The sequence below is a fragment of the Comamonas sp. CMM03 genome, assembly GCF_019218715.1.
In the GTDB taxonomy this organism is placed as follows: domain Bacteria; phylum Pseudomonadota; class Gammaproteobacteria; order Burkholderiales; family Burkholderiaceae_C; genus Comamonas; species Comamonas terrigena.
Map to the genome: position 1 here is coordinate 592,155 of NZ_JAHUXB010000002.1, position 23,855 is coordinate 616,009.

20 protein-coding genes are annotated in these 23,855 nt (G+C 64.4%); 10 read left to right on the forward strand and 10 right to left on the reverse strand.

Annotated features, from left to right (window positions below; genetic code table 11):
* The first annotated feature begins 175 nt into the window (after positions 1–175).
* From KW830_RS09620 to KW830_RS09660, 9 genes are all read left to right on the forward strand, one after another.
* Positions 176–2,944, forward strand: coding sequence for a bifunctional glycoside hydrolase 114/ polysaccharide deacetylase family protein (locus KW830_RS09620; protein WP_255578252.1), 2,769 nt, complete (start codon positions 176–178; stop codon positions 2,942–2,944).
* Positions 2,904–6,734 carry a tetratricopeptide repeat protein gene (locus KW830_RS09625; RefSeq protein ID WP_218332962.1) on the forward strand — a complete coding sequence of 1,277 codons (3,831 nt, stop codon included), beginning with the start codon at positions 2,904–2,906 and terminating at the stop codon, positions 6,732–6,734. Before KW830_RS09620 ends, KW830_RS09625 begins: the two co-directional genes overlap by 41 nt.
* 29 nt (positions 6,735–6,763) lie before the next feature.
* A complete protein-coding gene (locus KW830_RS09630) occupies positions 6,764–7,315 on the forward strand; it encodes a penicillin-binding protein activator LpoB (RefSeq protein WP_218332963.1) in 552 nt (183 codons plus the stop codon).
* Positions 7,316–7,394: 79 nt separating this feature from the next.
* On the forward strand, positions 7,395–8,714 hold the full coding sequence (locus KW830_RS09635) for a PelD GGDEF domain-containing protein (RefSeq protein WP_218332964.1): 1,320 nt from the start codon (positions 7,395–7,397) through the stop codon (positions 8,712–8,714).
* A complete protein-coding gene (locus KW830_RS09640) occupies positions 8,707–9,711 on the forward strand; it encodes a hypothetical protein (RefSeq protein ID WP_218332965.1) in 1,005 nt (334 codons plus the stop codon). Before KW830_RS09635 ends, KW830_RS09640 begins: the two co-directional genes overlap by 8 nt.
* A gap of 4 nt (positions 9,712–9,715) precedes the next feature.
* On the forward strand, positions 9,716–11,260 hold the full coding sequence (pelF, locus tag KW830_RS09645; protein ID WP_218332966.1) for a GT4 family glycosyltransferase PelF: 1,545 nt from the start codon (positions 9,716–9,718) through the stop codon (positions 11,258–11,260).
* Positions 11,260–12,633, forward strand: a complete 1,374-nt coding sequence (pelG, locus tag KW830_RS09650; protein ID WP_218332967.1) for an exopolysaccharide Pel transporter PelG — start codon at positions 11,260–11,262, stop codon at positions 12,631–12,633. Before pelF ends, pelG begins: the two co-directional genes overlap by 1 nt.
* Positions 12,634–12,679: 46 nt before the next feature.
* Positions 12,680–13,645, forward strand: a complete 966-nt coding sequence (locus KW830_RS09655) for a DUF2167 domain-containing protein (RefSeq protein ID WP_218332968.1) — start codon at positions 12,680–12,682, stop codon at positions 13,643–13,645.
* Positions 13,642–14,364: a hypothetical protein gene (locus tag KW830_RS09660; RefSeq protein ID WP_218332970.1), complete on the forward strand. Its 723-nt coding sequence runs from the start codon at positions 13,642–13,644 to the stop codon at positions 14,362–14,364. Before KW830_RS09655 ends, KW830_RS09660 begins: the two co-directional genes overlap by 4 nt.
* Positions 14,365–14,533: 169 nt before the next feature.
* On the opposite strand, the gene KW830_RS09665 is transcribed toward KW830_RS09660, so the two are convergent.
* The 8 genes from KW830_RS09665 to KW830_RS09695 all read right to left on the reverse strand — a co-directional run bounded on the left by KW830_RS09665 (position 14,534) and on the right by KW830_RS09695 (position 20,996).
* Entirely contained in the window at positions 14,534–15,385 is an 852-nt protein-coding gene (locus tag KW830_RS09665; protein ID WP_218332972.1) for a D-hexose-6-phosphate mutarotase, read from the reverse strand.
* 5 nt (positions 15,386–15,390) lie between these two features.
* Positions 15,391–16,143: a 1-(5-phosphoribosyl)-5-[(5-phosphoribosylamino)methylideneamino]imidazole-4-carboxamide isomerase gene (hisA, locus tag KW830_RS09670; protein WP_218332974.1), complete on the reverse strand. Its 753-nt coding sequence runs from the start codon at positions 16,141–16,143 to the stop codon at positions 15,391–15,393.
* Positions 16,144–16,211: 68 nt separating this feature from the next.
* Positions 16,212–16,880, reverse strand: a complete 669-nt coding sequence (gene hisH / locus KW830_RS09675; protein ID WP_066540411.1) for an imidazole glycerol phosphate synthase subunit HisH — start codon at positions 16,878–16,880, stop codon at positions 16,212–16,214.
* 83 nt (positions 16,881–16,963) lie between these two features.
* Entirely contained in the window at positions 16,964–17,596 is a 633-nt protein-coding gene (gene hisB, locus KW830_RS09680) for an imidazoleglycerol-phosphate dehydratase HisB (protein WP_066540408.1), read from the reverse strand.
* Entirely contained in the window at positions 17,593–18,711 is a 1,119-nt protein-coding gene (gene hisC, locus KW830_RS09685) for a histidinol-phosphate transaminase (RefSeq protein ID WP_066540405.1), read from the reverse strand. The genes hisB and hisC overlap by 4 nt, the downstream gene beginning before the upstream one ends.
* 62 nt (positions 18,712–18,773) lie before the next feature.
* The gene (locus KW830_RS21315) at positions 18,774–19,214 is read right to left on the reverse strand and encodes a PIN domain-containing protein (protein ID WP_066540402.1); all 441 of its coding nucleotides are present in this window, start codon (positions 19,212–19,214) and stop codon (positions 18,774–18,776) included.
* Complete coding sequence (locus KW830_RS21320) at positions 19,211–19,492, reverse strand: DUF6364 family protein (RefSeq protein WP_066540400.1); 282 nt, start codon at positions 19,490–19,492, stop codon at positions 19,211–19,213. Before KW830_RS21320 ends, KW830_RS21315 begins: the two co-directional genes overlap by 4 nt.
* 58 nt (positions 19,493–19,550) lie before the next feature.
* Positions 19,551–20,996, reverse strand: a complete 1,446-nt coding sequence (locus KW830_RS09695) for a PLP-dependent aminotransferase family protein (RefSeq protein WP_218332982.1) — start codon at positions 20,994–20,996, stop codon at positions 19,551–19,553.
* Positions 20,997–21,196: 200 nt separating this feature from the next.
* On the opposite strand from KW830_RS09695, the gene KW830_RS09700 reads away from it, so the two are divergent.
* Positions 21,197–21,514 (forward strand): DUF2917 domain-containing protein, encoded by a 318-nt coding sequence (locus tag KW830_RS09700; RefSeq protein ID WP_172591856.1) that lies wholly within the window; start codon positions 21,197–21,199, stop codon positions 21,512–21,514.
* Between the two features lie 42 nt (positions 21,515–21,556).
* Here the strand turns inward: KW830_RS09700 and KW830_RS09705 are convergent, their stop codons facing one another.
* The gene (locus KW830_RS09705) at positions 21,557–22,381 is read right to left on the reverse strand and encodes a hypothetical protein (protein WP_218332984.1); all 825 of its coding nucleotides are present in this window, start codon (positions 22,379–22,381) and stop codon (positions 21,557–21,559) included.
* 144 nt (positions 22,382–22,525) lie between these two features.
* Complete coding sequence (gene hisD, locus KW830_RS09710) at positions 22,526–23,842, reverse strand: histidinol dehydrogenase (protein WP_218332992.1); 1,317 nt, start codon at positions 23,840–23,842, stop codon at positions 22,526–22,528.
* Positions 23,843–23,855: the final 13 nt, after the last annotated feature.

Here is a 23,855-nt window from a genome sequence, read left to right on the forward strand (position 1 = left end):
ACAGCTTCAATCAACCATAACGGAAGACAAGGCCGATTGCGCGCATGTAACAGCCTTGTCCGACGCACAGCGATCGACAGGCAATCAGAGTGAGAAATTAATAGCGAAAATCTATAAACCTGGGGAGGTGGCTTACGTGTTGAACTTGGTTCGATCCTGCGTGATGGCACTGAGCATGAGCCTGGCAGCAGCCGCTTTTCCCGCTCCTTCCGCCCCTCCCAAGGCCGCGCCATCCGTGGCACTGCACTACGGTGCACAGGCCCCGCTGGAGGACCTGAAGGTATTCGACATCGTGGTGGTGGATGCCGACCATGGCTACAACCCCTCCACCTACCGCAGCCCGGACAGCCAGCTCTACGCCTATGCGGCCCTGACCGAAGTCCACCCCACCCGCAGCTACTTCCAGCGCATCCCGGCGCAGTGGCGCCTGGGCCGCAACGCCGACTGGGATTCGGTGCTGGTGGACCAGAGCCAGCCGGAATGGCCCCGTTTCTTTGCCGAACAGGTGATCGCCCCGTTGTGGGAACGGGGCTTTCGGGGCTTCTTTCTGGACACCCTGGACTCCTACCGTCTGGCGGCCCGCTTCGATGAACAGCAGCAGCAAGACGGCGTGGTCGCCGTGCTGGAAGAACTCCACCGCCGCTTTCCTGGCATCCAGCTGATCCTGAACCGCGGCTTTGACGTGCTGCCCCGTGTCAGCGACAAGGTGCAGATGGTGGCGGCGGAATCTCTGTTCCAGGGCTGGAATGCCCAAAGCAAGCAGTACGCCCCGGTCAGTGCCAAAGACCGCGAATGGCTGCTGCAGCAATTGCAGAACACGCGGGATCAGCTGGGTATCCCCGTGCTGGTGATTGACTACGTGCCCCCCCAGGACCGCGCCAAGACGCGTGAAACCGCCCGCCAGATCAAGGCCCTGGGATTCACCCCCTGGGTCACGGACCAGCAACTGAACACCATTGGTATCGGGAGTGTGGAGTTTGTGCCACGCCGCATTGCCGTCCTCTATAGCAGCGACGAGTACCCCGCACCCAACTATTCCGATGTGCACCGCTTCCTGGACATGCCCACCAACTATCTGGGCTACATCTCGGAATACTTCGATGTCCGCCAGCCGCTGCCGCCCAATCTGTATGGAGACCGCTACGCCGGCGTGGTGACCTGGCTGGGCGGTGATGTGGCCAGCGCGTCCCAGCCCGCCCTGCAGCGCTGGCTGTACCAGGTCGTTCAGCAGCAACTACCCTGGGCCGCCTTGGGACAGTTCGGTTTCGACCTCACGCCCACCTGGAGCCGGCTGCTGGGCCTGCAGACCAAGGAAGCGTCCACAGGATTGCTGCAGATCTCGCAGCAAGATGCCATGGTCGGCTTTGAAATCCGCGACTTCCCGGCCGACCGCACCCCCCAGGACGTGCTGCTCGCCCCCTCCGCCGCCAATGCGCGCGCGCTGCTGACACTCAAGGACAGCAAGGGGCAAAGCTACACGGCCGGAGCCATCACGGCATGGGGCGGGTTCATGCACACCCCCTACGTCATACAGGATGTGCCCGGCACGGAGGACTCACGCTGGGCCCTGGATCCCTTTGCCTTTCTGCAACAGGCACTGCGCCTGACACCCTTGCCGGTGCCCGATGTCACCACCGAAAACGGACGCCGCCTGCTTTTCGCCCACATCGATGGCGACGCATTTCCCTCCAAGGCGGAAATGCCGGGCAACCGTTTTGCGGCCGACTGGCTGCTGACCGACATCCTGCAGAAGTACCGCATCCCGCACACCGTCTCCGTCATCGAGGCGGAAGTGTCGCCACAGGGTATCTACCCCCAGTTCAGCGCGCAGCTGGAGGGCATCGCCAAACGCATCTTCGCGCTGCCCCACGTGGAAATTGCCAGCCACACCTACTCGCACCCCTATCTCTGGGACCCCTCGGTGCGCCATGGCTTGTTCGAGCACAACCACGAAGCCGCGATCAATCTGGGGATTCCCGGCTACGAGATCAACCTACAACGCGAAATCGTGGGCTCGGTGCAGTACATCCGCGACCGTCTGGCCGGAGGCAAGCCCGTCAACATCCTGCTGTGGTCAGGCGATACCTCCCCTGGCGCCGATGCGCTGGAGATCGTTGCCAAGAACGGTCTGCTGAACATGAACGGCGGGGACACCTTCATCACCCGCAGCCGCGCATCGCTGACGGCCGTCCGCAGCCACGGCATCTTCAAGAAAGGCAATCTGCAGGTCTACGCCCCCATCACCAACGAGAACCTCTACACCAACCTCTGGCGGGGTCCGTTCTACGGCTTCGAGCGTGTCATCGAAACCTTCTCCATGACGGAAACACCGCGCCGGCTCAAGGCGGTGGACATTTACTACCACACCTATTCCGCCAGCAAGCCAGCCAGTCTGACCGCGCTGCATCAGGTGTATGGCTGGGCCTTGAAGCAGCCCTTGCACCCGGTGTTCGCTTCGGAGTACATCCGCAAGGTGCACGATTTCTATGCCATGGCACTGGCGCGTGATGGGGAGGGCTGGCGCATCCGCGGCCGCGGCGATCTGCGCACCGTGCGCATCCCCCAATCCTGGGGCGCCCTGGATCTGGCGCACAGCGAAGGCATTGCCGGCAGCAAGGCCGCCGACGCCAACACCTATGTGCACCTGACCGGCAGCTCCGCCCTGCTGCGCACCGCTGCGGATGCGCCGTCCGCACCCATCGCCCTCTCGGAAGCCAATGCCCGCCTCACCGAGTGGAATGCACAACGCGATCAGGTGCAGTTCCGCCTCGAGGGCCATGCACCGCTGGATTTCAGCCTGGTGCTGCCGCGTACATGCCAGGTGCGCATCAATGACCGCGTAGCCACTCCGTCGTCCGTCACCCCCATGGCCGGCACTTCCGTTCAACGCTTCCGACTGTCACATGCAGCAGCACTCATCCAAGCGCAATGCGCCCGCCGTTGAGCGACCCAAAGTCGCGCCCATCTGGCTGATCCTGCTGCTGGCAGGGTTGGTGGGCAGCGCCTTGTGGGTCCTCTATCCCCGCGATGACCTGGAGCAGCGGCTGCAGGCCACCCACGGAAACGTTGAACTGACGGAGTCCTATCTGCGCAATCTCCTGCGCAGCGAACCGGACAATGCGCAACTGCAAGCCTTGCTGCAGCGCATCGAAAAAGAGAAAAGCCAACAGCAACTGGCAGTCCAAACCACGCCACCCACAGCGCTGCAGCAGGCGCAACAGGATGCGTGGAAAGACTGGGAAGCCAGCTACCTCCAGTTCCAGCAGACAGCGGCCAAGACACCGCAACGCGAAGCGCAACGCCTGGATGCCGTGCGCAAACAACAGCTGCTGCCGCTCGGTGCGCTGGACGAAGCCCAGCTGCTTTACACCGGGCAGGCTGCCTTGGCCATGCAGGACGCCGATCTGGCCCGGCGCAGCTTTGACATCCTGCTCCAGCGCGCATCCGCCAACGATGCCCCACAGGTGCTGGAAATTGCCGCCAAGGCCGCACTCGGCAACGGCCTGTATGACGTGGCATCCCGCTGGTATCTGGAGGCCAGCCAGGCCGGCACCAATACCGAGGCGCAGAAAAAGATCTATCTGCAAGGTGCTGTGGCCGTCCTGCAATCGGGCAACCACACGGCACAGGCATTGGCGCTGGCAGAGAAAGAGCTGGCGGCGTACACCGCAGATCCCGCCGTGCTGCGCCAGCTGATCGATATTGCGCGTGCCGCAGGCCGCCCGGAGGTGGCCCAGCGCTACGCCAAGATGCTGCTGCAGCTCACCCTGCTGGAACAGCTCTACCCGGCAGAACGGTCTGCACAGTGGGCACCGCACACGCCGGCACAGCTGCTGCCGCAGCAGGTTTTCTGGGATGACGAAGGGCCGGCGCGCCACCCGGCGTTTCGGGCCACAGCAGACCGGCCTGCGCCGAAACTGGCGTTCGATGACAAGACCTATGAGCTGGGCTACACCGTCTTCCTGGAAAATCGCAACCTGGAAGATGCCTTGCTCGTGGCCAAAGCCGCGGTGCAGCAGGCGCCCAGCAACATCACATGGCGCCGCCGCCTGGCGCAGGTCGCGGAGTGGAGCAACCGCCCGCAGGAAGCCCTGACGCAGTGGCACATCATCGCCAAGCAAACCAACGAGGATGCCGCCTGGCAGCAGGTGCTGCGCCTGGCGCCCGGCCTGCTGGAGTACCAGGCCCTGGCCGATGGACTGCAGTACCAGCTGCGCCGCGCACCGGGCGACAAGCGCCTGATTGCGGAAATGGTCAGCAACTACGAGCGCATTGGCCAGCCGGAGCAAGCCATCGCCCTGCTCCAGCGCCTGCCACAGCGCACGCCCGAGCAAAGCGAAGCGCTGGCCAGCATGTACGAGCACACCGGCGAAGATGAAAAATCCCTGCGCCAGTGGGAAAGCCTGTTTCAGCAACCCCAGACCATCACGCATGCGCGGGCCATGAAAGCCGCGGTGCTGGCCTTGCGGCTGGGCCAAGGCGCCAAGGGGCTAGCGTGGTTGCGCGGTGCATCGGGCCCGTTGCCATCAGACCCCGAGGCTGCGGCAGACTTTCTGCGCCTGTACGCCGAACTGGCCAGCCGCCAGAACGCCACCGGCGAGGCGACAACGGCCTACCAGAGCCTGCTGCGCAACCCGACGTCTACCCCCGAAGACTACGACGCCCTCATTGACCTGCTGCGCCAGCAAGGCCAGATGCGTGAAGCTGCGGCGCTGTCGCGCACGGCCTGGGACAAGCACCATGCGCCGCGCCACTTCGTGCAGGCCCTGATGCTGTACGGACAGCAGCAGGATTGGGCGGCCGCCACGCCCCTGGTGAACTCGCTGTCCTCCGGTCTGGAGCCGGCCACGGTGCAGCAGCTGCGCAGCGACCCGCTGTATTTCAGCCTGTTGGGCCACTACTACCAGGGCATGCAACGGCCTGAGCAAGCGCGCGCCATCTACCAGGCCGGTCTGAAAGCCTTCCCCGATTCGGTCGACCTGCGCCAGTCGCTGCTGTGGCTGGCGATCGACAGCAACGACACGGATACGCTGAAACAGCTGCTAGCCACGCATGAAGCGCAATGGAAGCACGATCCGTCGATGCACGATGCCCTGGCGTCGGCCTACCAGGCCCTGTCGCTGCCGCAGGTGGCCATTACGCAGTACCTCCAGCCCCATGTCCAGGAACGTGCCAATGACTTCCTGTGGCTGATGGGCTATGCCGATGCCCTGGAGCAGAACCAGCAGGCGGACCAGGCCTGGCGCCTGCGCCGCCAGCTTCTGGAAAAAGAATGGGCATCCCGCCCACGTCCTGGCACGTCCCAGCGTGCCGAGCTGGTGCAATGGCTGCAGGCCACGGGGGACGATGCCGTGCGGCGCATGGCGCGCAATCGGCTCATCATGACCCAGCGCCCCGGGGATACCGGAACGGCAGCCATGCGCGAAATCCTGCGCCTGGACCCCCAAGGAAAAACCCAGTTGTCCGAGGCGGCGACGGAAACCCTCATCAGCTGGTACCAGGAAGCCGGTGAGTACCAGGCGGTGCGTGCCCACCTGTGGGAACGCTACAGCCGGCAGCGCTCGGCCAATCTGCCATTGTGGGCCGAGATCACCACGGCGCTGGCCAATGACGACCGGGCCCTGGCAGGCCAGTTGCTGGAGCGGCATGAAGACGCACTCCCACGCTATGACCGTATCAATGCCGCCGTGCTGGTGGGCGATACGCGCCGCGCCCAGAGCGATGCCTTCGAAGCCCAGACCTTCCAGCCCGATGACGACCAGCTGAACCAGCAACTGGTGGATACCTTGCTGTCCTTCAGCGACCACGCCGGCATCCAGCACGCCAGCCGGCGCCTCAACGAACTGTCCGAAGAGCAGACCACGGCGCGCCTGCACTGGGCCCTCAACCCACGCTGGTCCGTGGAACTGGATGCCAGCCGCACACAGCGCAGCATCCGGGACCGCTCCCAGCTGGCTGCTGTGGACGACGAACGCGGCATCGATGCCTACCTGCGCTGGAAGAACGGCAACAGCTCGGCCAGCTTCCGTGCCGGCCGCAGAGAGAGTCTGGACACCTACAACCCACTGCAGCTGCAGTGGGAGCAGCGCATCGACAACCGCCTGCGCCTGCGCCTGGAGGCGGGCCGCCAGCTGCCGACCGAAGAAACCACGGCCATGCGACTGGGCGGCATGAAAGACCGCCTGGGTGTGGGGCTGACCTACCAGCCCACACGCCTGGACACCGTCAGCCTGGAGCATTTCCGCGACCGCTACCACCTGCAAACGGGCGCCGACATCGGCCGCGGCCACACCACCACACTGCAGTACATGCATGCATTGCGCGGGGGAACGCCCAGTGTGGATGTCGGAGCCTTCTGGTCCAACTTCAATTTCAGCGAACGCAATCTGCAGAGCCTGTCAGGCCGCCAGCTGAACATCCTGCGCTATCTGCCGGACTCCCCTGCATCCATTCCAGCCAACTACCTGCTGCCGCAAAGCTTCCAGTACTACGGCGTGGTGATCTCGACCAATCAACGCTTCATGGAAGAGTACACCCGGGCCGTCCGGCCCTTCGCCAGCCTGGCATTGACACGCCACAGCCGCGAAGGCTCCGGTTATGGCCTGAGTGTGGGTCTGGCCGGCAGCGTACTGGGCCAGGACCATCTCAGCGTCGGCTTCAATTTTTCCAAGTCCAGTCCTTTGACAACCGGCCATACGCGTGAGCTGCAGGTCAGCTACCGCCGGCATTTCTGACACCACGCCATCACACGAGGGGAACTTCCATGACCGCACGCCCACATCGCTCACTTGCAGCCACCACCCTGGCAGGTATTGCACTGGCCAGTGCCCTGGCCGGCTGCTCCACCACCGACCGAGGCTCCACGCCGGCGCTGCAACGCCAGGCAAGCTGGGCCGTGCTGCCATTTGAGAACCACACCGAGACGCCCATGGCAGGACAGCGTGCAGAAGCCATTGCGGCCGCCCTGCTGCATGCCCGGGGCGTGGGAGAGGTCAAACGCTATGCCGGCCCCGCCCAGCAGGACCCGCTGTTTGGCGTGCCCGGCGGTGCCAGCGCCGACAGCGGCCTGGGCTGGGCACGGGATCAGGGCGTGGCCTATGCGCTGACCGGTGCCGTCGACGAGTGGCGCTACAAGGTCGGGGTCGATGGCGAGCCTGCCGCGGGCGTGACCCTGCGCATCATCGATGTCAAAACCGGCGCCACCTTGTGGACCGGCGCCGGCGGGAAAAGTGGCTGGAGCCGCGAAGCGCTGTCTGCGGTAGGCCAGAAGCTCATCCGCGGCCTGCTGGATTCCGGTCTGGGCAACGTACGTTAACCCTCCTCACCGCACAACCCGCATGCAACCAGGGAGCACCAGTATGGAGCCGCGCCGACAGTCAATGGAGCCAGGGCCTTTGCAGGCGTCTTTGGTCCCCAACTCGCCCCTGGGCAAGTTGGCTTTGCCCAGCACGCGCACCAGCGTGCTGATCGGTGAAGTGGTGATCCTCCCCCTGCTGTTTCTGCTGCTGGGCCTGTGGTTCTCCCCCGACAACCCGCTGTGGGTCAACACCGAGTTCCCGTGGTCCTGGCTGGCCCCCATCATCATCGCCCTGCGCTATGGTGCCCTGGCCGGGCTGGGCTCCTCCACCATCCTGCTGGCCGCCTGGTTCTACTTTCACCGAGGCCAGTGGCAAGACTTTCCCCAGCTGTACTTCCTGGGAGGGCTGATCACCATCATGGTGGTGGGTGAAGTGGCCAGCCAATGGCGCGCCAAGACCCGCCGCGCGGAATCGGTACAGCACTACCTGGACCAGCGCCTGGAGCATCTGGTGCGGCAGTATTACCTGCTGCGCCTCTCGCATGACCGGCTGGAGCAGGAGCTGATCGGGCGCCCCATGTCCATGCGCGACGCCTTGCTGAAACTGCATGCCAGCGCGGACTCCGCCGATGCCACCCAGAGGCTGCTGCAACTGCTGTCCCAGTACTGCCAGATCACCGATGCCAGCCTGCATGCGGTGACCGACGAGCAGCTGCAACCCCATGCCATTGCGCACATCGGAAGCCCGGACAGCGTGGACACGCAGGATGCCCTGGTGCGCCAGGCGCTGGAAATGCGCAGGCTCTGCCATGTGGTGGAATCCACCGCCGAAGGCCAGACCAGCCGCTACCTGGTGGCCGCGCCGCTGCTGGATCTGCAGGGCGATCTCTACGCCCTGCTAGTGGTCAGGGAGATGCCGTTCTTCGCGCTGCAGACCGAGAACCTGCAGGTGATCAACCTGCTGCTGAGCTACTACACCGATGGTCTGTCCGCCCACGAACTGACCAAGCCCGTGCTCACGCAGTTCCCGGACTGCCCCGACAGCTTTGCCATGGAACTGCAGCGCCTGTCCCACATGCAGCAATCCTCCGGCATCAGCAGCGTGGTGCTGGCCCTGGAGTTCTCCCAGGAAGCCATCGCACGCAACGTGCCCCAGCAGGTGGTGCGCATGAAGCGCATGCTGGACGAAGTCTGGCTGACGAAGCCGCAGGCGGGCAAACAGGTGGTCGCCATCCTGATGCCCTTGGGCACCACGGCCACTGCCGAAGGTTTTCTGCAGCGACTGGAACAATGGGCGCTCAGCAGCAAGCAGCACATTTCCTTGATGGAAGCAGGCATCTTTCCGCATGTGCTCCTGCTGGAGCAGCACACCCCGCAGGAGCTGCTGCAACGCATTGAAGGCCTGCGCCATGGCTAACTTCAAACTGGCTTTCGTCGCACTGCTGCTGGAGATCTCCAGCTGGACGGTCTCCGGCTTTCTGACCCAAAGCTCGGATTCGGCACTCTGGGGCTACCTCGCACTGCATGCCCTGGCCTCCGCCGTGCTGGCTTTCAGCATGCTGCCGCTGCTGCTGGGCAAGCATACCCAGCCCCGCTGGGCCGTCGTCGGCCTGATCGCGTGCTTCTGCTTTGTCATTCCTGTCCTGGGCTTTGTGCTGGCCTTCCTGGCGGTGATGACCGTCCGTGTCTACCCCTCGCGTGATCCGACGGAGGACTTCTCGTCCGTGGTGCTGCCCGATTTCGACCAGCACCAGCATCTGCCAGGCACCGCACAGACCTCGGGCATCCGGTCGCTGCTGTCCAACCGCGAGGCCCCCACCAAGCTGCGCTTCAAGGCCTTGGTCACGCTCAGCCATGTCAAGGGGCGGATTGCCTCCCCCTTGCTGCGCGATGTACTGGACGACCCCAGCGACGACCTGCGCCTGCTGGCCTACGGCATGCTGGACCGCATGGAGCAAAAGCTCTCCCGGGCCATCCACGAAGAGCTGCAGGTCCTCAAGGAAGAAGCCTCTGGGCCTGCCGCGCTTTCCCACCGGGGACTGGTGGCGGCGCACCGCCTTTCCGATCTGTACTGGGAACTGCTTTACCAGGAGCTGGCCTCGGACGATATGCACGACTTCGCCGTACAGGAGTCGCTGCGCTACTGCGACATGGTGCTGCGCCAGCAGCCCGACGAACCGCCGCTGGTGCTGCGCCGCGGCCGTCTGCTGCACGCCATGGATCGCCAGCAGGAAGCCGAGCAGTGCTATGCCAGGGCTCTGGAGCTGGGCATGCCGGCGACCCAGGTCATTCCCTACCAGGCGCAGATCCGCTACGCACAGCGTGATTTCGTGCAGGTGCGCTCCATGATGCAGGGCATCGCGCAGCACAACGCCCTGCCCAAGCTGCGGCCCGTGATTGATTACTGGAGCTGAACCGATGACGTTGCCCAAAGCCACAGAGGCCGACATTGCGCTCCTGCTCGAGGGCACCTACCCCTATATCAGCGGCGGCGTGTCCGGCTGGATTCACCAGATGATCCAGGCCTATCCGCAATACCGTTTTGCGCTGATCTTCATCGGCAGCCGCGCCGATGACTATGCGGGCCTGCGCTACCAGCTGCCTTCGAACGTGGTGCACATCGAAGAGCACTATCTCTACGAGCACCTCCAGGCAGATTTCATTCCATCCGCTCGCCCGGGCCACTCCCAGGCCTTTGCCAAGGCCCAGGTGCTGATCGATGCACTCGGCCGCCACGCCACCGGCATGGCCTCCACGGAAGAGGTCGTCGACGCCATCCGCACGGTCACCAAGGAAATCATGCCTGGCGGACAGATCCCGCTGGATGATTTTCTCTACAGCGAAGGCGCATGGGAGCTGATCCGCAAGAGCTACGAAGACTATTGCACCGACCCCTCGTTCGTGGACTATTTCTGGACCGTGCGCATCATGTTCCAGCCCCTGTGGATCATGGCGCGGGTGGCCCGGTCCATGCTGCCGGTTCGCATGGTGCACAGTGCCTCCACAGGCTATGCCGGTTTTCTGGGCGCCCTGGTCCATGACACCCGCGGCATTCCTTTCGTGCTGTCCGAGCACGGCATCTACACCAAGGAACGGCAGATCGACCTGCTCAAGAGCGACTGGATCCGCGACAACCGCAACATCTTCCAGCGCAACGCCAGCGAAGTCTCCCACTTCCGCAAGATGTGGATCAGCCTGTTTGAGTGGATGGGGCGCTATTGCTACGCAGCGGCCAACCCCATCGTCGCGCTGTACGAGACCAACCGGCAGCGCCAGATCCACGATGGCGCCCCCGAGGAACGCACGCTCAACATTCCCAACGGCATTCGCATTGCCCAGTTTTCCGCCGGCCGGCGGCCGGAAGGCGCCCCCGTCCCGCCTGTGATCTGCCTGCTGGGACGGGTCGTGCCCATCAAGGACATCAAGACCCTGATCCGTGCCATGCGCCGCGTCGTCAACCAGTACCCGGAGGCCCAGGCCTGGATCGTCGGACCTGCAGACGAGGACGAACTCTATGCCCAGGAATGCCGCGATCTGGCCGAAAGCCTGGGCCTGCAGCAACAGGTGAAGTTCCTGGGCTTCCAGAAGACCGCAGACATCCTGCCCCAGGCCGGCATCCTGGTGCTTTCCTCCATCAGCGAAGCATTGCCACTGGTGGTACTGGAGGCCTATGCCGCCGGCATTCCGGTGGTCACCACCGATGTGGGGTCCTGCCGCCAACTGGTGGAAGGGCTGGATGGCGAAGACAAGGCCCTGGGCCCCAGCGGGCGTGTCGTCGGCATCGCCTCCCCGCGGAGCCTGGCCGATGCCATGCTGGAACTGCTCACCGACACCGCCGCCTGGCAAGCGGCCAGTCGAAGCGCTGTCGCCCGCGTGGAACGGTTCTACACCGACACCCGCATGTTCGACAGCTACCGCAAGATCTATGAGGATGCCCTGGCATCCCGGAAGGAGGCACGCTGATGGCCGGTATCGGTTTTGAACTGCGCCGCCTGCTGCGCAAGAACACCCTGCTCAGTCTGGTGCAGACCTACGCCTATGCCAGCGTGATCGGCTCCGGCCCCTGGGTGTTCTCCATCGTCGGCATCCTGCTGATGGGTCTGCTCAGCGTGGGCCTGGTCGCTCCGCCATTTCTGGTGACCCAGTTCCAGACGTCCGTCACCTACCTGGTGGCGTTCAGTCTGATCTGGACCGGGCTGGCCCAGCTGGCCTTCACCCGCTTCATCTCCGACCGCCTGTTCGAGAAGCGCGCGGAAATGGTGCTGCCCAATCTCCATGGCCTGCTGCTGCTGGTGCTGGGCAGTGCAAGCTTCATCGGGATAGTGGCCTGCTTCACGCTGCTGTCCGGGCAAAGCATGCTCTACCGCATGCTGATGCTGTCGGGATTCGCCTTGCTGTGCGGCATCTGGATTCTGACGGTGCTGCTGTCAGGCATGAAACGCTACAAGGCCATCACCGTGCTGTTTGCGGTGAGCTACACGCTGATTGTGCTGATCTCCCTGGTGCTGCGCTATTACGGCCTGGAAGGTCTGCTGGGCAGCTTTGTGATCGGGCATCTGCTGCTGTTTTGCGGCATGTGGGTGCTGGTACTCAGGGAGTTCAATCCCCACCGCCGCCTGATTGCCTTTGATTTTCTGCAGCCGAAATCGCTGTACGGCACCCTGGTGCTGACCGGCTTTCTCTACAACCTGGGCATCTGGGCTGACAAGCTGATGTTCTGGGCCTATCCCGACACCTCCCAGGTGATCATTGGCGGGCTGCGCGCGTCACTGATCTACGACATTCCGGTGTTCCTGTCCTACCTCTCCATCATCCCCGGCATGGCCGTGTTCCTGGTCCGTATCGAGACCGACTTTGTGGAGTACTACGACAAATTCTTCACGGCCGTGCGCCAGGGTGGCTCCCTGGAAGAAATCGACACCATGCGCGACGAAATGGCCTATGCCATCCAGAGCGGCCTGGGCGAAATCGCCAAGATCCAGACCCTGGCCGTGCTGGTGACCTTTGTCGCCGGACCGGTAGTCTTGCGCCTGCTGGGCATTTCCGAGCTCTACCTGCCCCTGCTGCATGTGCAGGTGGTGGGGGCTGCGCTGCAGGTGGGGCTGATGGCCGTGCTGAACGTGTTTTTCTACCTGGATGAACGCCGCATCGTGGTCTGGCTCTGCGTGGAGCTGCTGGTGCTGAACATTCTGCTCACGGCGCTGTCGCTGGAGTTGGGGGCAGCCTTCTACGGCTACGGCTTTGCGGGCGCCATGCTGATCACGCTGTGTACCGGCTTGCACCTGCTGTCCCGCGAAATCGGGCGGCTGGAATATAAGACCTTCATGCTGCAATAAGCCGCAAAACGCTTTTCCAGCAAGCCGCTCTCCCCAAGTGTGCTTTTTGAGCCGACAGGCTGGTGAATCAACAGTTGCAAAACCTCATGCCTTTGCAGGAAACTGCAAAGGCTTTTTCAAGCCGCACATTCACTCCAAACACAACAAGGCTTTCCGTATCATGAAAAGTTTTTTGCTGCTTCTCTGGCTGCTTCCAACTCTGGTATTCGCCCAAGGTCCAGCCCCGCAACCCACCGAGGCCGAGAAAAGATACCAGGAAATTGTCAATTTGCAATGGCAACATGGGCCGTCCAAGGCAAGCATCGGCAGCAATGCGTCGATTGAGATCCCGAAAAATCATGCATTCCTGGATGCAGCCAACACCCGTAAATTCCTGGAACTCAACGGCAATCCCCCGCACGACAACAATTACACCCTTGCCCCCGACAACCTGGACTGGTTTGCCATTCTCGAATTTGCGGAAACGGGATACATCACGGACGATGACAAGATTGACTCCGACGCTCTGATGAAGGCCATTAAAGAAGGAGATGTTTCCAGTAACGAGGCACGAAAAAGTCTCAAGATGGAAGCCATCTATACCGATGGCTGGGTCATCCCGCCGCATTACGATGAAAAGACCAAACAGCTGGAATGGGGCATACAGCTGCATTCAGATTCCGGACAGAAGAATGTCAATTACACCAGCCGGATTCTGGGTCGGGAAGGCTTCATGAATGCCATTCTGGTCGCGGACCACGATATGCTGGACCAGAACATCACCAGCTTCAAGCAGGCACTGGCTGGTTTTTCCTACAACCCGGGCAAAACCTATGCCGAGTTCTTGCCAGGTGACAAGGTGGCCGGATATGGACTCACAGGTTTGATTCTGGGTGGCGCCGCCGCCGTGGCCACCAAGAAAGGTTTCTGGGCAGCGATTGCAGGCGCTGCCGCCGCTTTCTGGAAAGTGATTGTCGCGGCGGTCATTGCGGCCTTGGCAGGCATTGCGAGCATCTTCAAGAAGAAGCAATGAACCTGGTTCCCCTGGAGGCACAGTTGCTCATCCTGGCTGTGCTTTTTTATATCTATGATTCCAGTGTCTTGCTATTTTCCAACGAGGGCGTGATCACACCCTCCTGGAAAAACTGGAGCGCCCAAACCAATCTCAAAGGATTGGTTTTGCTGCGCAAAAGGCTTTTCATCCCCAATTTGCTTCTCCCCCACCGCCCTGTTTTCAGGCTGCACTGGCAGCCGGAAAGCCTGTCGCAAGCCGCCTCGGTGGAGTGGCAGAAAGAAAAATCACTGTATGGATGGTTTGGCCTGCCAGCCTACGGCATGGCACTGGCCCTGTTCGTCATCACTCCCATCACCTACTGTTTCTTTCGCAGCGATCCCGCATTGCTGGCCTGCCTGGCCCTGATCTACCTGATCCCCATTGGGGCCGGCATGCTGCTGTACCGACACCAGAAGCCCCTTGGCGTCAGCACGAAAAATGCCTGGTCGCTGTTCCTGGAATGCCTGCTGTGTCCGCCCTTCACGATCAACATCGTCCGCAAGCTGTCTCTGGCCAGACGGCTGCAGGCCAATTTCGTGGACAGCGCCTTTCAGCTGGTGGATGCCGCACAGTGGGAGCGTGTGCAAGCGGAGCTGATCGCCTGCATGGACGCCGAGATCGACGCAGCCGACTCGAAGGACAGTTCTGCCCGGTGGGTGGCATCGAAGAACCGTCTGCAGGGCATGCAGAAGCAATAACCCACCAGACAGGGGCCTGTGCGCCTCCATCAGGCAGCGTGTTCTGGCGCTTGGCGCGCAAGCCTAGCCTGCCCCGGCAAAGCCTGCCAATGCGCTCGGCCGGGACCGTGCGACGCCGCCGCCGCCGCCACCGCGCCCCGGCGGACAGCGGACATACCGCCGCCGCGCCCTATCTCACCTGGAAATGCTGGCTGGCCTGCCAGCTGGCACCCGGTGCCAGCGCCTGCGGCTGGTTGACCAAGGCCGCTTCGACACACAGCATCTGGCGCCAGCTGTCTGCCGCCATGTCCCCGAGCTGGGCACACAGCGCCGGACCGGGATTCCAGACCACGGTTTCGGGCCAGGCACCATCCTGGGCAATGTCCAGCACCCCGTGCCGGCCATGCAGCTGCAATGCCGCGCGGCTGCGCGCATAGACCCGGTCCACCTCTTCACCCAGCACCACGCTGCCGGCCTGCACCGCAGGTACAAAGCCGCGTGCGGCATCCCAGAACGCCTGGCCCTCCAGCCCTTGCAGCCGCGCCGTCTCGGCGTCGTGCACGGCCAGATAGCTGTGCAATGCACCGGTGAAAGCCAACGCCGTGGAGCCGGTATTGGTAGCCTGCAGCTGCACCCGCAGACCGGCGGGCGTCAGCTGTACCTGCAGCACGGCACGCAGGCCGTGCGGAAAATCTGCGTGCAGCGATGGCTCCGCGTCCCAGCACCAGCTGGCAGAGATAGATCCCTCTTGCACTTCGGCGCCCAGGTAGTGCCAGGGGGTCCGCCGCACCAGGCCATGCTTGGGCAAGGGGCCACGCTGGTTGAACTGGGGAAAACACACCGGAATACCGCCGCGGATGGGGGCACTGCCGTCCAGCACGGCACGCGGGCTGAGGAACAGGCGCTCCTGCCCTTGCGCCTCCCAGGACAGCACCTGGGCGCCGAAGTCCGAGACCACGGCACTGTCACCGTTGGGCAAGCCCAGGCGCGTGCAGGCCAGCCCGCGCCACACCATGCGCTCGGCACGCGGGAACTCGCTCATGGCGCTCAGGCGTCCTGGGCGTCGGTCAGTTCGTCGGCACGGTCCTGCCCGGCGGCAAAGTCCAGGTCCCCGGTATAAATGGCACGGCCGCAGATCACGCCTTCGACACCTTCCTTCTGGACCGCGCACAGGGCTTCGATGTCGGCCATGCCGGCCAGACCGCCGGAGGCGATGACGGGAATCTTCAATGCCTGGGCCAGCTTGACGGTGGCATCCACATTGATGCCGGTCAGCATGCCGTCCCGGCCGATGTCGGTGTAGATGATGGACTCCACACCCCAGTCTTCGAAGCGCTTGGCCGTCGAGATTACATCCTGGCCGGTCAGCTTGCTCCAGCCGTCGATGGCGACCTTGCCGTCCTTGGCGTCCAGGCCCACGATGATGTGGCCCGCAAAGGCGGTGCAGGCGTCCTGCAGGAAGCCGGGGTTCTTCACGGCCGCCGTGCCGATGATCAGGTACTCGATGCCCAGATCGATGTAGCGCTCGATGGTGTCCAGATCGCGGATACCGCCGCCCAGCTGCACCGGGATCTCACCGTTCACCTCTTTCAGGATGCTCTTGATGGCCCCCAGGTTCTTGGGCTGGCCCGCGAACGCGCCGTTCAAATCCACCAGGTGCAGACGGCGCGCGCCCGCTTCCAGCCATTTGGCGGCCATGGCGGCGGGGTCTTCCCCGAACGTGGTGGATTGGTCCATATCACCCTGGATGAGGCGTACGCAGTGGCCGTCCTTGAGGTCGATGGCAGGAATGAGCAGCATGATGGTGTGCGGTGAAAAAAATGGTCCGCCTCAAAAAGCGGTCCGACAGGGGTGGAACGAAAAATGCCTCAGGGCTTCCAGGCCAGGAAGTTGCGGTACAGGGCCAGGCCCTGGTCGGCGCTCTTTTCCGGATGGAACTGGGTGGCGAAAATATTATCGCGGGCCACGGCCGATGCGAAAAGCCCACCGTAGTCGGTCAACGATGCGCAATGCGCCGCCTGTGCCGGCCGGGCATAGAAACTGTGCACAAAATAGAAGTAGGCGCCGTCGGGCGTATCGCCCCAGACGGGGTGGCGCTGGCCTCCGGGGGCCTGGGGCTGGACCTGGTTCCAGCCCATCTGCGGCACCTTGAAGCGGCTGCCGTCGGCCTGGGTGCGGCCTTCCAGCGCAAAGCGCTGCACGGTGCCGGCAATCAGGCCCAGACCCGGGGTGTCCCCCTCTTCGCTGTGGTCCAGCAGCATCTGCATGCCCACGCACACACCGAACAGCGGTTTGCTGGCGGCGGCTTCGCGCACGGCCTGCTCCATGCCCGAATCGCGCAGCGCTGCCATGCAATCGCGCATGGCGCCCTGGCCGGGTAGCACGACGCGGCTGGCCGCGCGCACTTCGGCCGGATCCTGGGTGACCACCACGCGCACGGCGGAATCCGCCGCAGCGGCCATGACCGCCTGCGAGACGGAACGCAGATTGCCCATGCCGTAATCGACCACGGCCACGGTGTTGTTCAAAGCATTCATAGCAGCTTGTGCGCTTGCAGCTCAGTTTTCAAAATACTCTTTCTTCCCATGGCGCACACGGTGCGCACGGGCAGCGCCCATTTTTACAGCGATCCCTTGGTGGAGGGAATCACCCCGGCCATGCGCGGATCGCGTTCCAGCGCAAAGCGCAGCGCCCGGGCGAAGGCCTTGAAGATGGTCTCGCACTGGTGGTGGGCATTGAAGCCCTTGAGATTGTCGATGTGCAGTGTGACACCGGCGTGGTTCACAAAGCCCTGGAAAAACTCGAACACCAGCTGGGTATCGAGCTGGCCGATGCTGCCGGCGGTGAACTTGCAGTCCATGTGCAGGCCGGGACGGCCGGAGAAGTCGATCACCACGCGGCTCAAGGCTTCATCCAGCGGCACATAGGCGTGGCCGTAGCGGCGGATGCCTTTCTTGTCGCCAATGGCCTTGGCAAAGGCCTGGCCCAGGGTGATGCCGATGTCTTCCACCGTGTGGTGGCCGTCGATGTGCAGATCGCCTTCGCATTCGATGTGCAGATCGACCAGCGCGTGGCGCGCAATCTGGTCTAGCATGTGGTCCAGAAAGCCGATGCCGGAATGCAGGCTGGCCTTGCCCGTGCCGTCCAGATCGACGCGCACATGCACGCGGGTTTCGGCGGTATTGCGTTGCACTTCCGCAATGCGGGCGGTGCCATCGTCGGACACGGTGGAAGGGACGAGTGCGTTGCTCATAGTGATTCCTTCAGGGCAGCCAGCATCTGGGCATTTTCTTGGGCGGTGCCTACGGTCAGGCGCAGGCAGTTGGCCAGCAGCGGGTGCATGGCCGAGACATTCTTCACCAGCACGCCCCGCGCCTTCATCTGGGCCTGGGCGTGGGCGGCATCGCGCACCCGCAGCAGCACCATATTCGCTTCGGACGGCCAGACCGTGGCTACGCCGGGCAACGCCGCCAGGGCATCGATCAGCGGCTGGCGTTCGGCGCGGATGGCCGCCGCCTGTTCGGCATACAGCGATTCATGCTGCAACGCAAAAATCGCCGTTTCGCAGTTGAGTACGCTGATGTTGTAAGGCGGGCGCACCTTGTCGATCTCGTTCACCAGGGCGGACGGGCCGATCAGATAGCCCAGGCGCGCGCCGGCCAGACCGAACTTGCTGAGCGTGCGCATCAGCAGCACATGGGCATTGCGGGCCGGATCGGCCTGCATGCGCGTGATCCAGCTGCGGCTGGCAAAAGGCTGGTAGGCCTCGTCCATCACCACCAGACCGCCCACAGCGGCCACCGCGTCGATGACGGCCTGGACCTTGTCCTCGGCCCACAGTGTGGCCGTCGGGTTGTTGGGGTAGGCGATATAGGTGATGGCGGGCCGGTGGGCGGCAATGGCCTGCAGCATGGCGGGCACATCCAGGTCAAAGTCTGCCGTCAGGTCCACGCCGACAAAGTCCAGCCCTTGCAGCTTGGCACTCAGGGGGTACATCACAAAGCCGGGCATGGGCGCCAGCATGGTGGCGCGACCACCTTCGCTCGGCTGGGCCGTGGCCAGCGCCAGCAAGGTGATGATTTCATCCGAGCCATTGCCCAGCAGCACCGCCGTTCCGGCCGGGGCACCGGCGTAGTCGGCCAGCATCTGCTTGAGCACCTCCAGGCGCTCGCCGGGATAGCGGTTGATTTCCAGGCTGCCCAGGTGCGCCCCCAGTTGCTGCTGCAGCGCGGCTGGCAGACGGTAGGGGTTCTCCATGGTGTCCATCTTCAGCAGGCCTTGGGCGGGCTGGACATGGTAGGCCGACATGGCACGCACATCGGCACGGATGCGCTGCAGGGCGCGGGTTTGGTTGTCTGGTGGGGTCATGGTCGTCTTTCCACGGGATGCCTGCGTTGGCCTGCATTGCACGGCTGCAATGGTGTGGGCGCTCAGGCTCCTTCCAATCCGGGAGCGGGTTGCCGCAGCGGGTGCACCACGGTCACGCCGCCAAATTCGGCACCATGGGGCAGGTGCAGGCTCAGCATCTGGCTGCAGCCGCTGTGCTGGGCACAGGCCACGGCCAGGCAATCGCCGAAATCCAGCTGGTGGCGGGCCTGCACGGCCCAGGCCGTTTCCAGCGTGGCCGCATCGGTCTTCCATGGCGTCCAGGTCTGGTAGCGGCGGATGGCGGCACGCGCATCGCCCTGGGGCAGCGGCACGGCGGCGGTGGTGACCTGGTCGTAGAACTCGACCAGGGCCTGGTTGCCGGTACGACCGCTGCGCGTGCGCCACAGCACGTCCAGCCAGGCCAGCGTGGCCGCGTACAACGGGCCGCCGGCCACGTCTTCGGCGGCAATCAGCACCGAGGTATCGACAAACACCGGGTTCATGCCGCCGCTCCGGAATTCAGGTCTTGGGGATCACCGGCGCGCCGGGCACTGGCGCGGCGCACCTGGGCGCTGGCTGCAGCCACCGCTGCCGGACCGGCCTGCCAGCTGCGCTCGTCCGTGCGCCAGGCCAGGTAGGCCCGTTCGTACGCGTCCTCGCGCTGCATCATCTCGGCCATGAAGTCTCCCACCATGCGCGAGACGCTGGTGCCGCGCCGGGCCGCTTCCACCCGCGCCCATTCGAGCACGCTGTCGTCAACGGTGATGGTGAGGTTCTTCATGCCGTCTATCGTACACGAAATTCGTGCCACACGAAATTCGTGCCACACCAGATCCGTGTCACACAGTAGCCGCTCTGCGCAGCAGCTGCTGGGCCATCTCGCCCACCCGCCGCAAGGCATCCAGATGCTGTGCGGTCCAGTCCCCTCCCAGGCCGATGCGCACCCCCTGCGGAAAGCGCCCAGCCGCACCGAACAACCGTCCGGGCGGGATCAGGATCTGCTCGGCCAGACAGGCTTCGTGCAGCTGCACGGCCCCCACGCCCTGCGGCAGCTCCAGCCACAGCAGCAGCCCGCCGGGCGGATCGCTGACGCGGGTCCCCGCAGGAAAATGCCCGGCAATCACCTGCCGCGCCTGGTCCACCCGCACCGCAATGGCTGCGCGCAACTGGCGCATGGCGGCATGGTGGCCGGTCTGGGTGATCAGATCGGCCAGCGCCAGCTCCAGCACGGCAGACTGTCCTCCGGCCTGCATTTCCTTGATGTGGCGCACCTGCGCCGTCCAGCGGCCGGCCTCCAGCCAGCCCAGACGCAGACCCGGCGCCAGCGTCTTGGAAAAGGAATGGCACAGCATCACCTGGCCGCTGCTGTCATAGGATTTGAGCGTGCGGCGCATGGCATCGCCCTCGGCCAGGTCGGCATAGATGGCGTCTTCGATCACGGGCAGCCCATGCTGCGCCGCCAGTTGCACCAGGCGTTTGCGCTCGGCCTGCGGCATGCAGCAGCCCAGCGGATTGCTGAGGGTGGGCACCAGCAGCAGGGCCTTGACCGGCTGGGTATCGAGCGCCAGTTGCAGTGCATCCACCGACAGGCCATGGCGTGGATGCGTGGGAATCTCCAGGGCCTTGAGTTGCAGCGCCTGCAGCACCTCCAGAAACGAAAAATGCGTGGGAGACTCCAGCGCCACCACATCGCCCGGCTGGGTCACCGCACGCAGGCACAGAGCCACGCTGTCCATGCAGCCCCCGGTGATGACGATGCGCTCCGGGTCCAGGCTGCACCCCAGGCCCACCGCATAGCGGGCCAGGGCGCGGCGTGCGTCTTCATGGCCACTGGCATCCGGGTAGGTGGACAGCAGATGGCGGTGCTGCTGCACGGCACGCGTGACGGCCCGGCGCACGCGGTCGGTATGCAGCAAGTCCGGCCCCGGTGTGCCGCTGCTGAACGACAGCATGCCTTCGGGCTGCTTGCGCCCCAGCACGCGCTGACCCAGCCAGTCCTTGGACAGCGCGCGAGGCCGGCGCAGGGGCTGGACCGTGCTGGGCTCCGGCAGCTGTGCCGGGCGCGCCGCCACATAGAAGCCCGAGCGCGGGCGGGCCGTGATCAGCTGCGCATCTTCCAGCCAGTGAAATGCCTGCACCACCGTGGTCTGTGCCACGCCATGCTGGCGGGCCAGCGCCCGCACCGAAGGCAGCTTGTCGCCGCGCGCCAGGGTGCCCTGGCGTATGCACTGGGCCAGGGGTTCGGCAATCTGCAGATACAGAGGAAGAGAGGCAACGGAATCCATGCCGGCATTCTGTACTACCCCGGCCTATTGCCTTCAGTACAGATACCCTGCCAGCCATACAGCACAGAAGCCCGAGGCCCTGCGGCTGTACCGGTTCGGTTCACACCGGACTGCCGCTGTTGCCGCCCGCCGCATTGCCCGACAGTGAGGCCATGTATGCGATCCACCCCTCCCCCCATACGCTCCCACACGCTTCCACCATGGCATCCGCACACGGTGCAGAGGGCCGGTTGAGAGCCGAACTTGGCACACCACCGCCCCCCTGGAAGCCACTGTCCCTGGACGCAGCCGGCACGGTGCAGGCGGTGCTCGTCCCGAAAGGCCGGATGGCGGTACTGGAATGCCAGCAGGGCCGCCTGTGGCTCACGCAACAGGACCTGCTAAAGGATAAGTTTGCCGAAGCCGGCCAGCGCCTGTACTGCCCCGGCCCTGCCCGGCTGTACCTGGGTGCGCAAGGCAATGCGCCGGCCCTGGTGCGCTGGGTGCTGCTGCCCCAGGGCAGCCATACCCCGGCATAAGCCACCCCGGCAACCGGGTGGCGCCGGCACCCGAGGCTTGCCTTAGCGGTACTGCGGTGGTTGCGCGTAGCCACCGCGGCCAGCGTCGCCGGGGAAAGCCTGGGGTGCTGGCGCACCAGCGCCGCTGCGGGGCGGCTGCGCCACCGGGTTGCCGGCCAGTTGCACCTCGAACAGTGCCGCACCGATCACGCCGATGTTGCGCGCATCCCCGTCAGCCGTGTGGGCCGCATACGCCCGGTCCTTGGTGGCAAAGCGGAAGGCCGCCACCTCGCGGCTGTTCTTGCGAAAGCCCTCGATGTGCAGGGTCTGGCCCGCGCGCAGGAGGTAGCCGGCGTTCTGCAGGCTGCCCGCCTGGCCGGACAGCACGTCCAGGCCGTCTACCGTGGCCACCACCTCGTAGTTGCGGCTGCTGCGGTTGGTGAACACCAGCATATAGCGCTCGCCATGGCGGCCCGCCAGCTGGTAGCTGCTGCTGCCGCGCTGGCTGTACACCGGCAGCGCCTGGCCTTGCCCATCCAGCAAGGACCACTCCACCGCACCGTCGGCCAGCAGCACATTCAGCTGCCGGTCGGCACTGCCGCCCAGGGCACGGCGGATGCTGGCTTCATCGGAATAGCGCAGTTGCGACAGCGCCTGTGCATGTTCGGGATGCAAACGCGTGGCTTCCACATCGTAGGTCACGGACTCCCGCCCCTCCCCCCACTGGGTGCCCAAGGTGGATTCCACCTGGGGACCACGCTGGGCCACGGCGGCAAGCGGATCGGGACTGGACTGCGGGGCGCCGCACGCCGCCAGACCGGCGGCCAGCAGCAGGGCACACAGGGTCTGCCAGCAGCGCCGCAGCCCGGATGTGGTGGTGGGGTTCATGTTCACACTCCCTGGTGGTTGGAATCTGGATGCACCGCACCCCGGTGCGGCCCGGGTGCGGCCCGTATGTGGCAGCCGCCGCAGCAACGCGTGCAGAAAAAAGCCGTGGACCCGCCACGGCTTGCACACGCGTCCGGTGCCGCTTTATTTCAGACGCATTTCGGCCGCACGGGCATGGCCTTGCAGGCCCTCGCCATAGGCCAGCACGGCGGCGGTCTTGCCCAGAATCTGGGCACCGGCTTCGCTGACCTCGATCAGGCTGCTGCGCTTCTGGAAGTCGTACACCCCCAGCGGCGAGCTGAAACGCGCAGTACCGCTGGTGGGCAGCACGTGGTTGGGGCCCGCGCAGTAGTCCCCCAGGCTTTCCGAGGTGTACGCACCCAGGAAGATGGCACCGGCGTGCTTGAGCAGCGGCTCCCAGCGGTGCGGATCCCGGCTGGAGACTTCCAGGTGCTCCGGCGCAATGCGGTTGCTGATGGCACAGGCCTCTTCCATGTCCTTGGTCAGGATCAGCGCGCCACGGTCGCTCAGGCTCTTGGCGATGATGGCCTTGCGGGGCATCTCGGGCAGCAGGCGATCGATCTCGGCCTGGACGGCATCAATATAGGCCGCATCCGGGCACAGCAGGATGGACTGGGCCAGCTCATCGTGCTCGGCCTGGCTGAACAGGTCCATTGCCACCCAGGCGGGCGGTGTCGTGCCGTCGGCCAGCACCAGAATTTCGCTGGGGCCGGCAATCATGTCGATGCCCACCAGACCGAAGACCCGCTTCTTGGCACTGGCCACATAGGCGTTGCCGGGGCCGGTGATCTTGTCCACCTTGGGGATGGTGGCCGTACCGTAAGCCAAGGCGGCCACGGCCTGCGCACCGCCCACGGTGAAGGCGCGGTGCACACCGGCCACATAGGCGGCGGCCAGCACCAGCGGATTCTTGGCGCCTTGCGGCGTGGGCACCACCATGATGATGTCTTCCACCCCCGCCACCTGGGCCGGAATGGCATTCATCAGCACGCTGCTGGGATACGCCGCCTTGCCGCCGGGTACGTAAATGCCCACGCGGTCCAGCGGCGTGACCTTCTGGCCCAGCAGGGTACCGTCTTCGTCACGGTAGCTCCAGCTTTCGCCATTGGCCTTCTTCTGTGCCTCGTGGTAGCTGCGCACACGGCGTGCGGCGGATTCCAGTGCTTCGCACTGGTCTGCAGGCAGGCTGTCGAAAGCGGCCTTGAGTTCTTCCTTGGTCAGCTCCAGCGCGGCCATGGAGTCGGCGCTCAGGCCGTCAAAGCGGGCGGTGTACTCCAGCACGGCGGCATCGCCGCGCTTTTGCACATCGGCCAGGATGTCGGCCACACGCTGTTCGATGGCGGCGTCCGTGTCCGCCGACCAATGCAGACGCGCAGCGAAATCATGCTCAAACTGGGCATCTGCGGTTGATAGACGGACGGGAGCAGCTACGAATTCCATAGTATTTACCAGT

Bases quoted from the DNA above. Each gene is read 5' to 3' on its own strand.
- KW830_RS09705 (WP_218332984.1), bottom strand. From the start codon at position 22,381: ATGAACCCCACCACCACATCCGGGCTGCGGCGCTGCTGGCAGACCCTG.
- hisA (WP_218332974.1), bottom strand. From the start codon at position 16,143: ATGCTGCTCATTCCTGCCATCGACCTCAAGGACGGCCACTGCGTACGC.
- KW830_RS09625 (WP_218332962.1), top strand. From the start codon at position 2,904: ATGCAGCAGCACTCATCCAAGCGCAATGCGCCCGCCGTTGAGCGACCC.
- KW830_RS21320 (WP_066540400.1), bottom strand. From the start codon at position 19,492: ATGAAGAACCTCACCATCACCGTTGACGACAGCGTGCTCGAATGGGCG.
- hisH (WP_066540411.1), bottom strand. From the start codon at position 16,880: ATGAATGCTTTGAACAACACCGTGGCCGTGGTCGATTACGGCATGGGC.
- hisB (WP_066540408.1), bottom strand. From the start codon at position 17,596: ATGAGCAACGCACTCGTCCCTTCCACCGTGTCCGACGATGGCACCGCC.
- KW830_RS09695 (WP_218332982.1), bottom strand. From the start codon at position 20,996: ATGGATTCCGTTGCCTCTCTTCCTCTGTATCTGCAGATTGCCGAACCC.
- hisD (WP_218332992.1), bottom strand. From the start codon at position 23,842: ATGGAATTCGTAGCTGCTCCCGTCCGTCTATCAACCGCAGATGCCCAG.
- hisC (WP_066540405.1), bottom strand. From the start codon at position 18,711: ATGACCCCACCAGACAACCAAACCCGCGCCCTGCAGCGCATCCGTGCC.
- pelF (WP_218332966.1), top strand. From the start codon at position 9,716: ATGACGTTGCCCAAAGCCACAGAGGCCGACATTGCGCTCCTGCTCGAG.
- KW830_RS09665 (WP_218332972.1), bottom strand. From the start codon at position 15,385: ATGAGCGAGTTCCCGCGTGCCGAGCGCATGGTGTGGCGCGGGCTGGCC.
- KW830_RS21315 (WP_066540402.1), bottom strand. From the start codon at position 19,214: ATGAACCCGGTGTTTGTCGATACCTCGGTGCTGATTGCCGCCGAAGAC.
- KW830_RS09630 (WP_218332963.1), top strand. From the start codon at position 6,764: ATGACCGCACGCCCACATCGCTCACTTGCAGCCACCACCCTGGCAGGT.
- KW830_RS09620 (WP_255578252.1), top strand. From the start codon at position 176: ATGAGCCTGGCAGCAGCCGCTTTTCCCGCTCCTTCCGCCCCTCCCAAG.
- KW830_RS09640 (WP_218332965.1), top strand. From the start codon at position 8,707: ATGGCTAACTTCAAACTGGCTTTCGTCGCACTGCTGCTGGAGATCTCC.
- KW830_RS09700 (WP_172591856.1), top strand. From the start codon at position 21,197: ATGGCATCCGCACACGGTGCAGAGGGCCGGTTGAGAGCCGAACTTGGC.
- pelG (WP_218332967.1), top strand. From the start codon at position 11,260: ATGGCCGGTATCGGTTTTGAACTGCGCCGCCTGCTGCGCAAGAACACC.
- KW830_RS09660 (WP_218332970.1), top strand. From the start codon at position 13,642: ATGAACCTGGTTCCCCTGGAGGCACAGTTGCTCATCCTGGCTGTGCTT.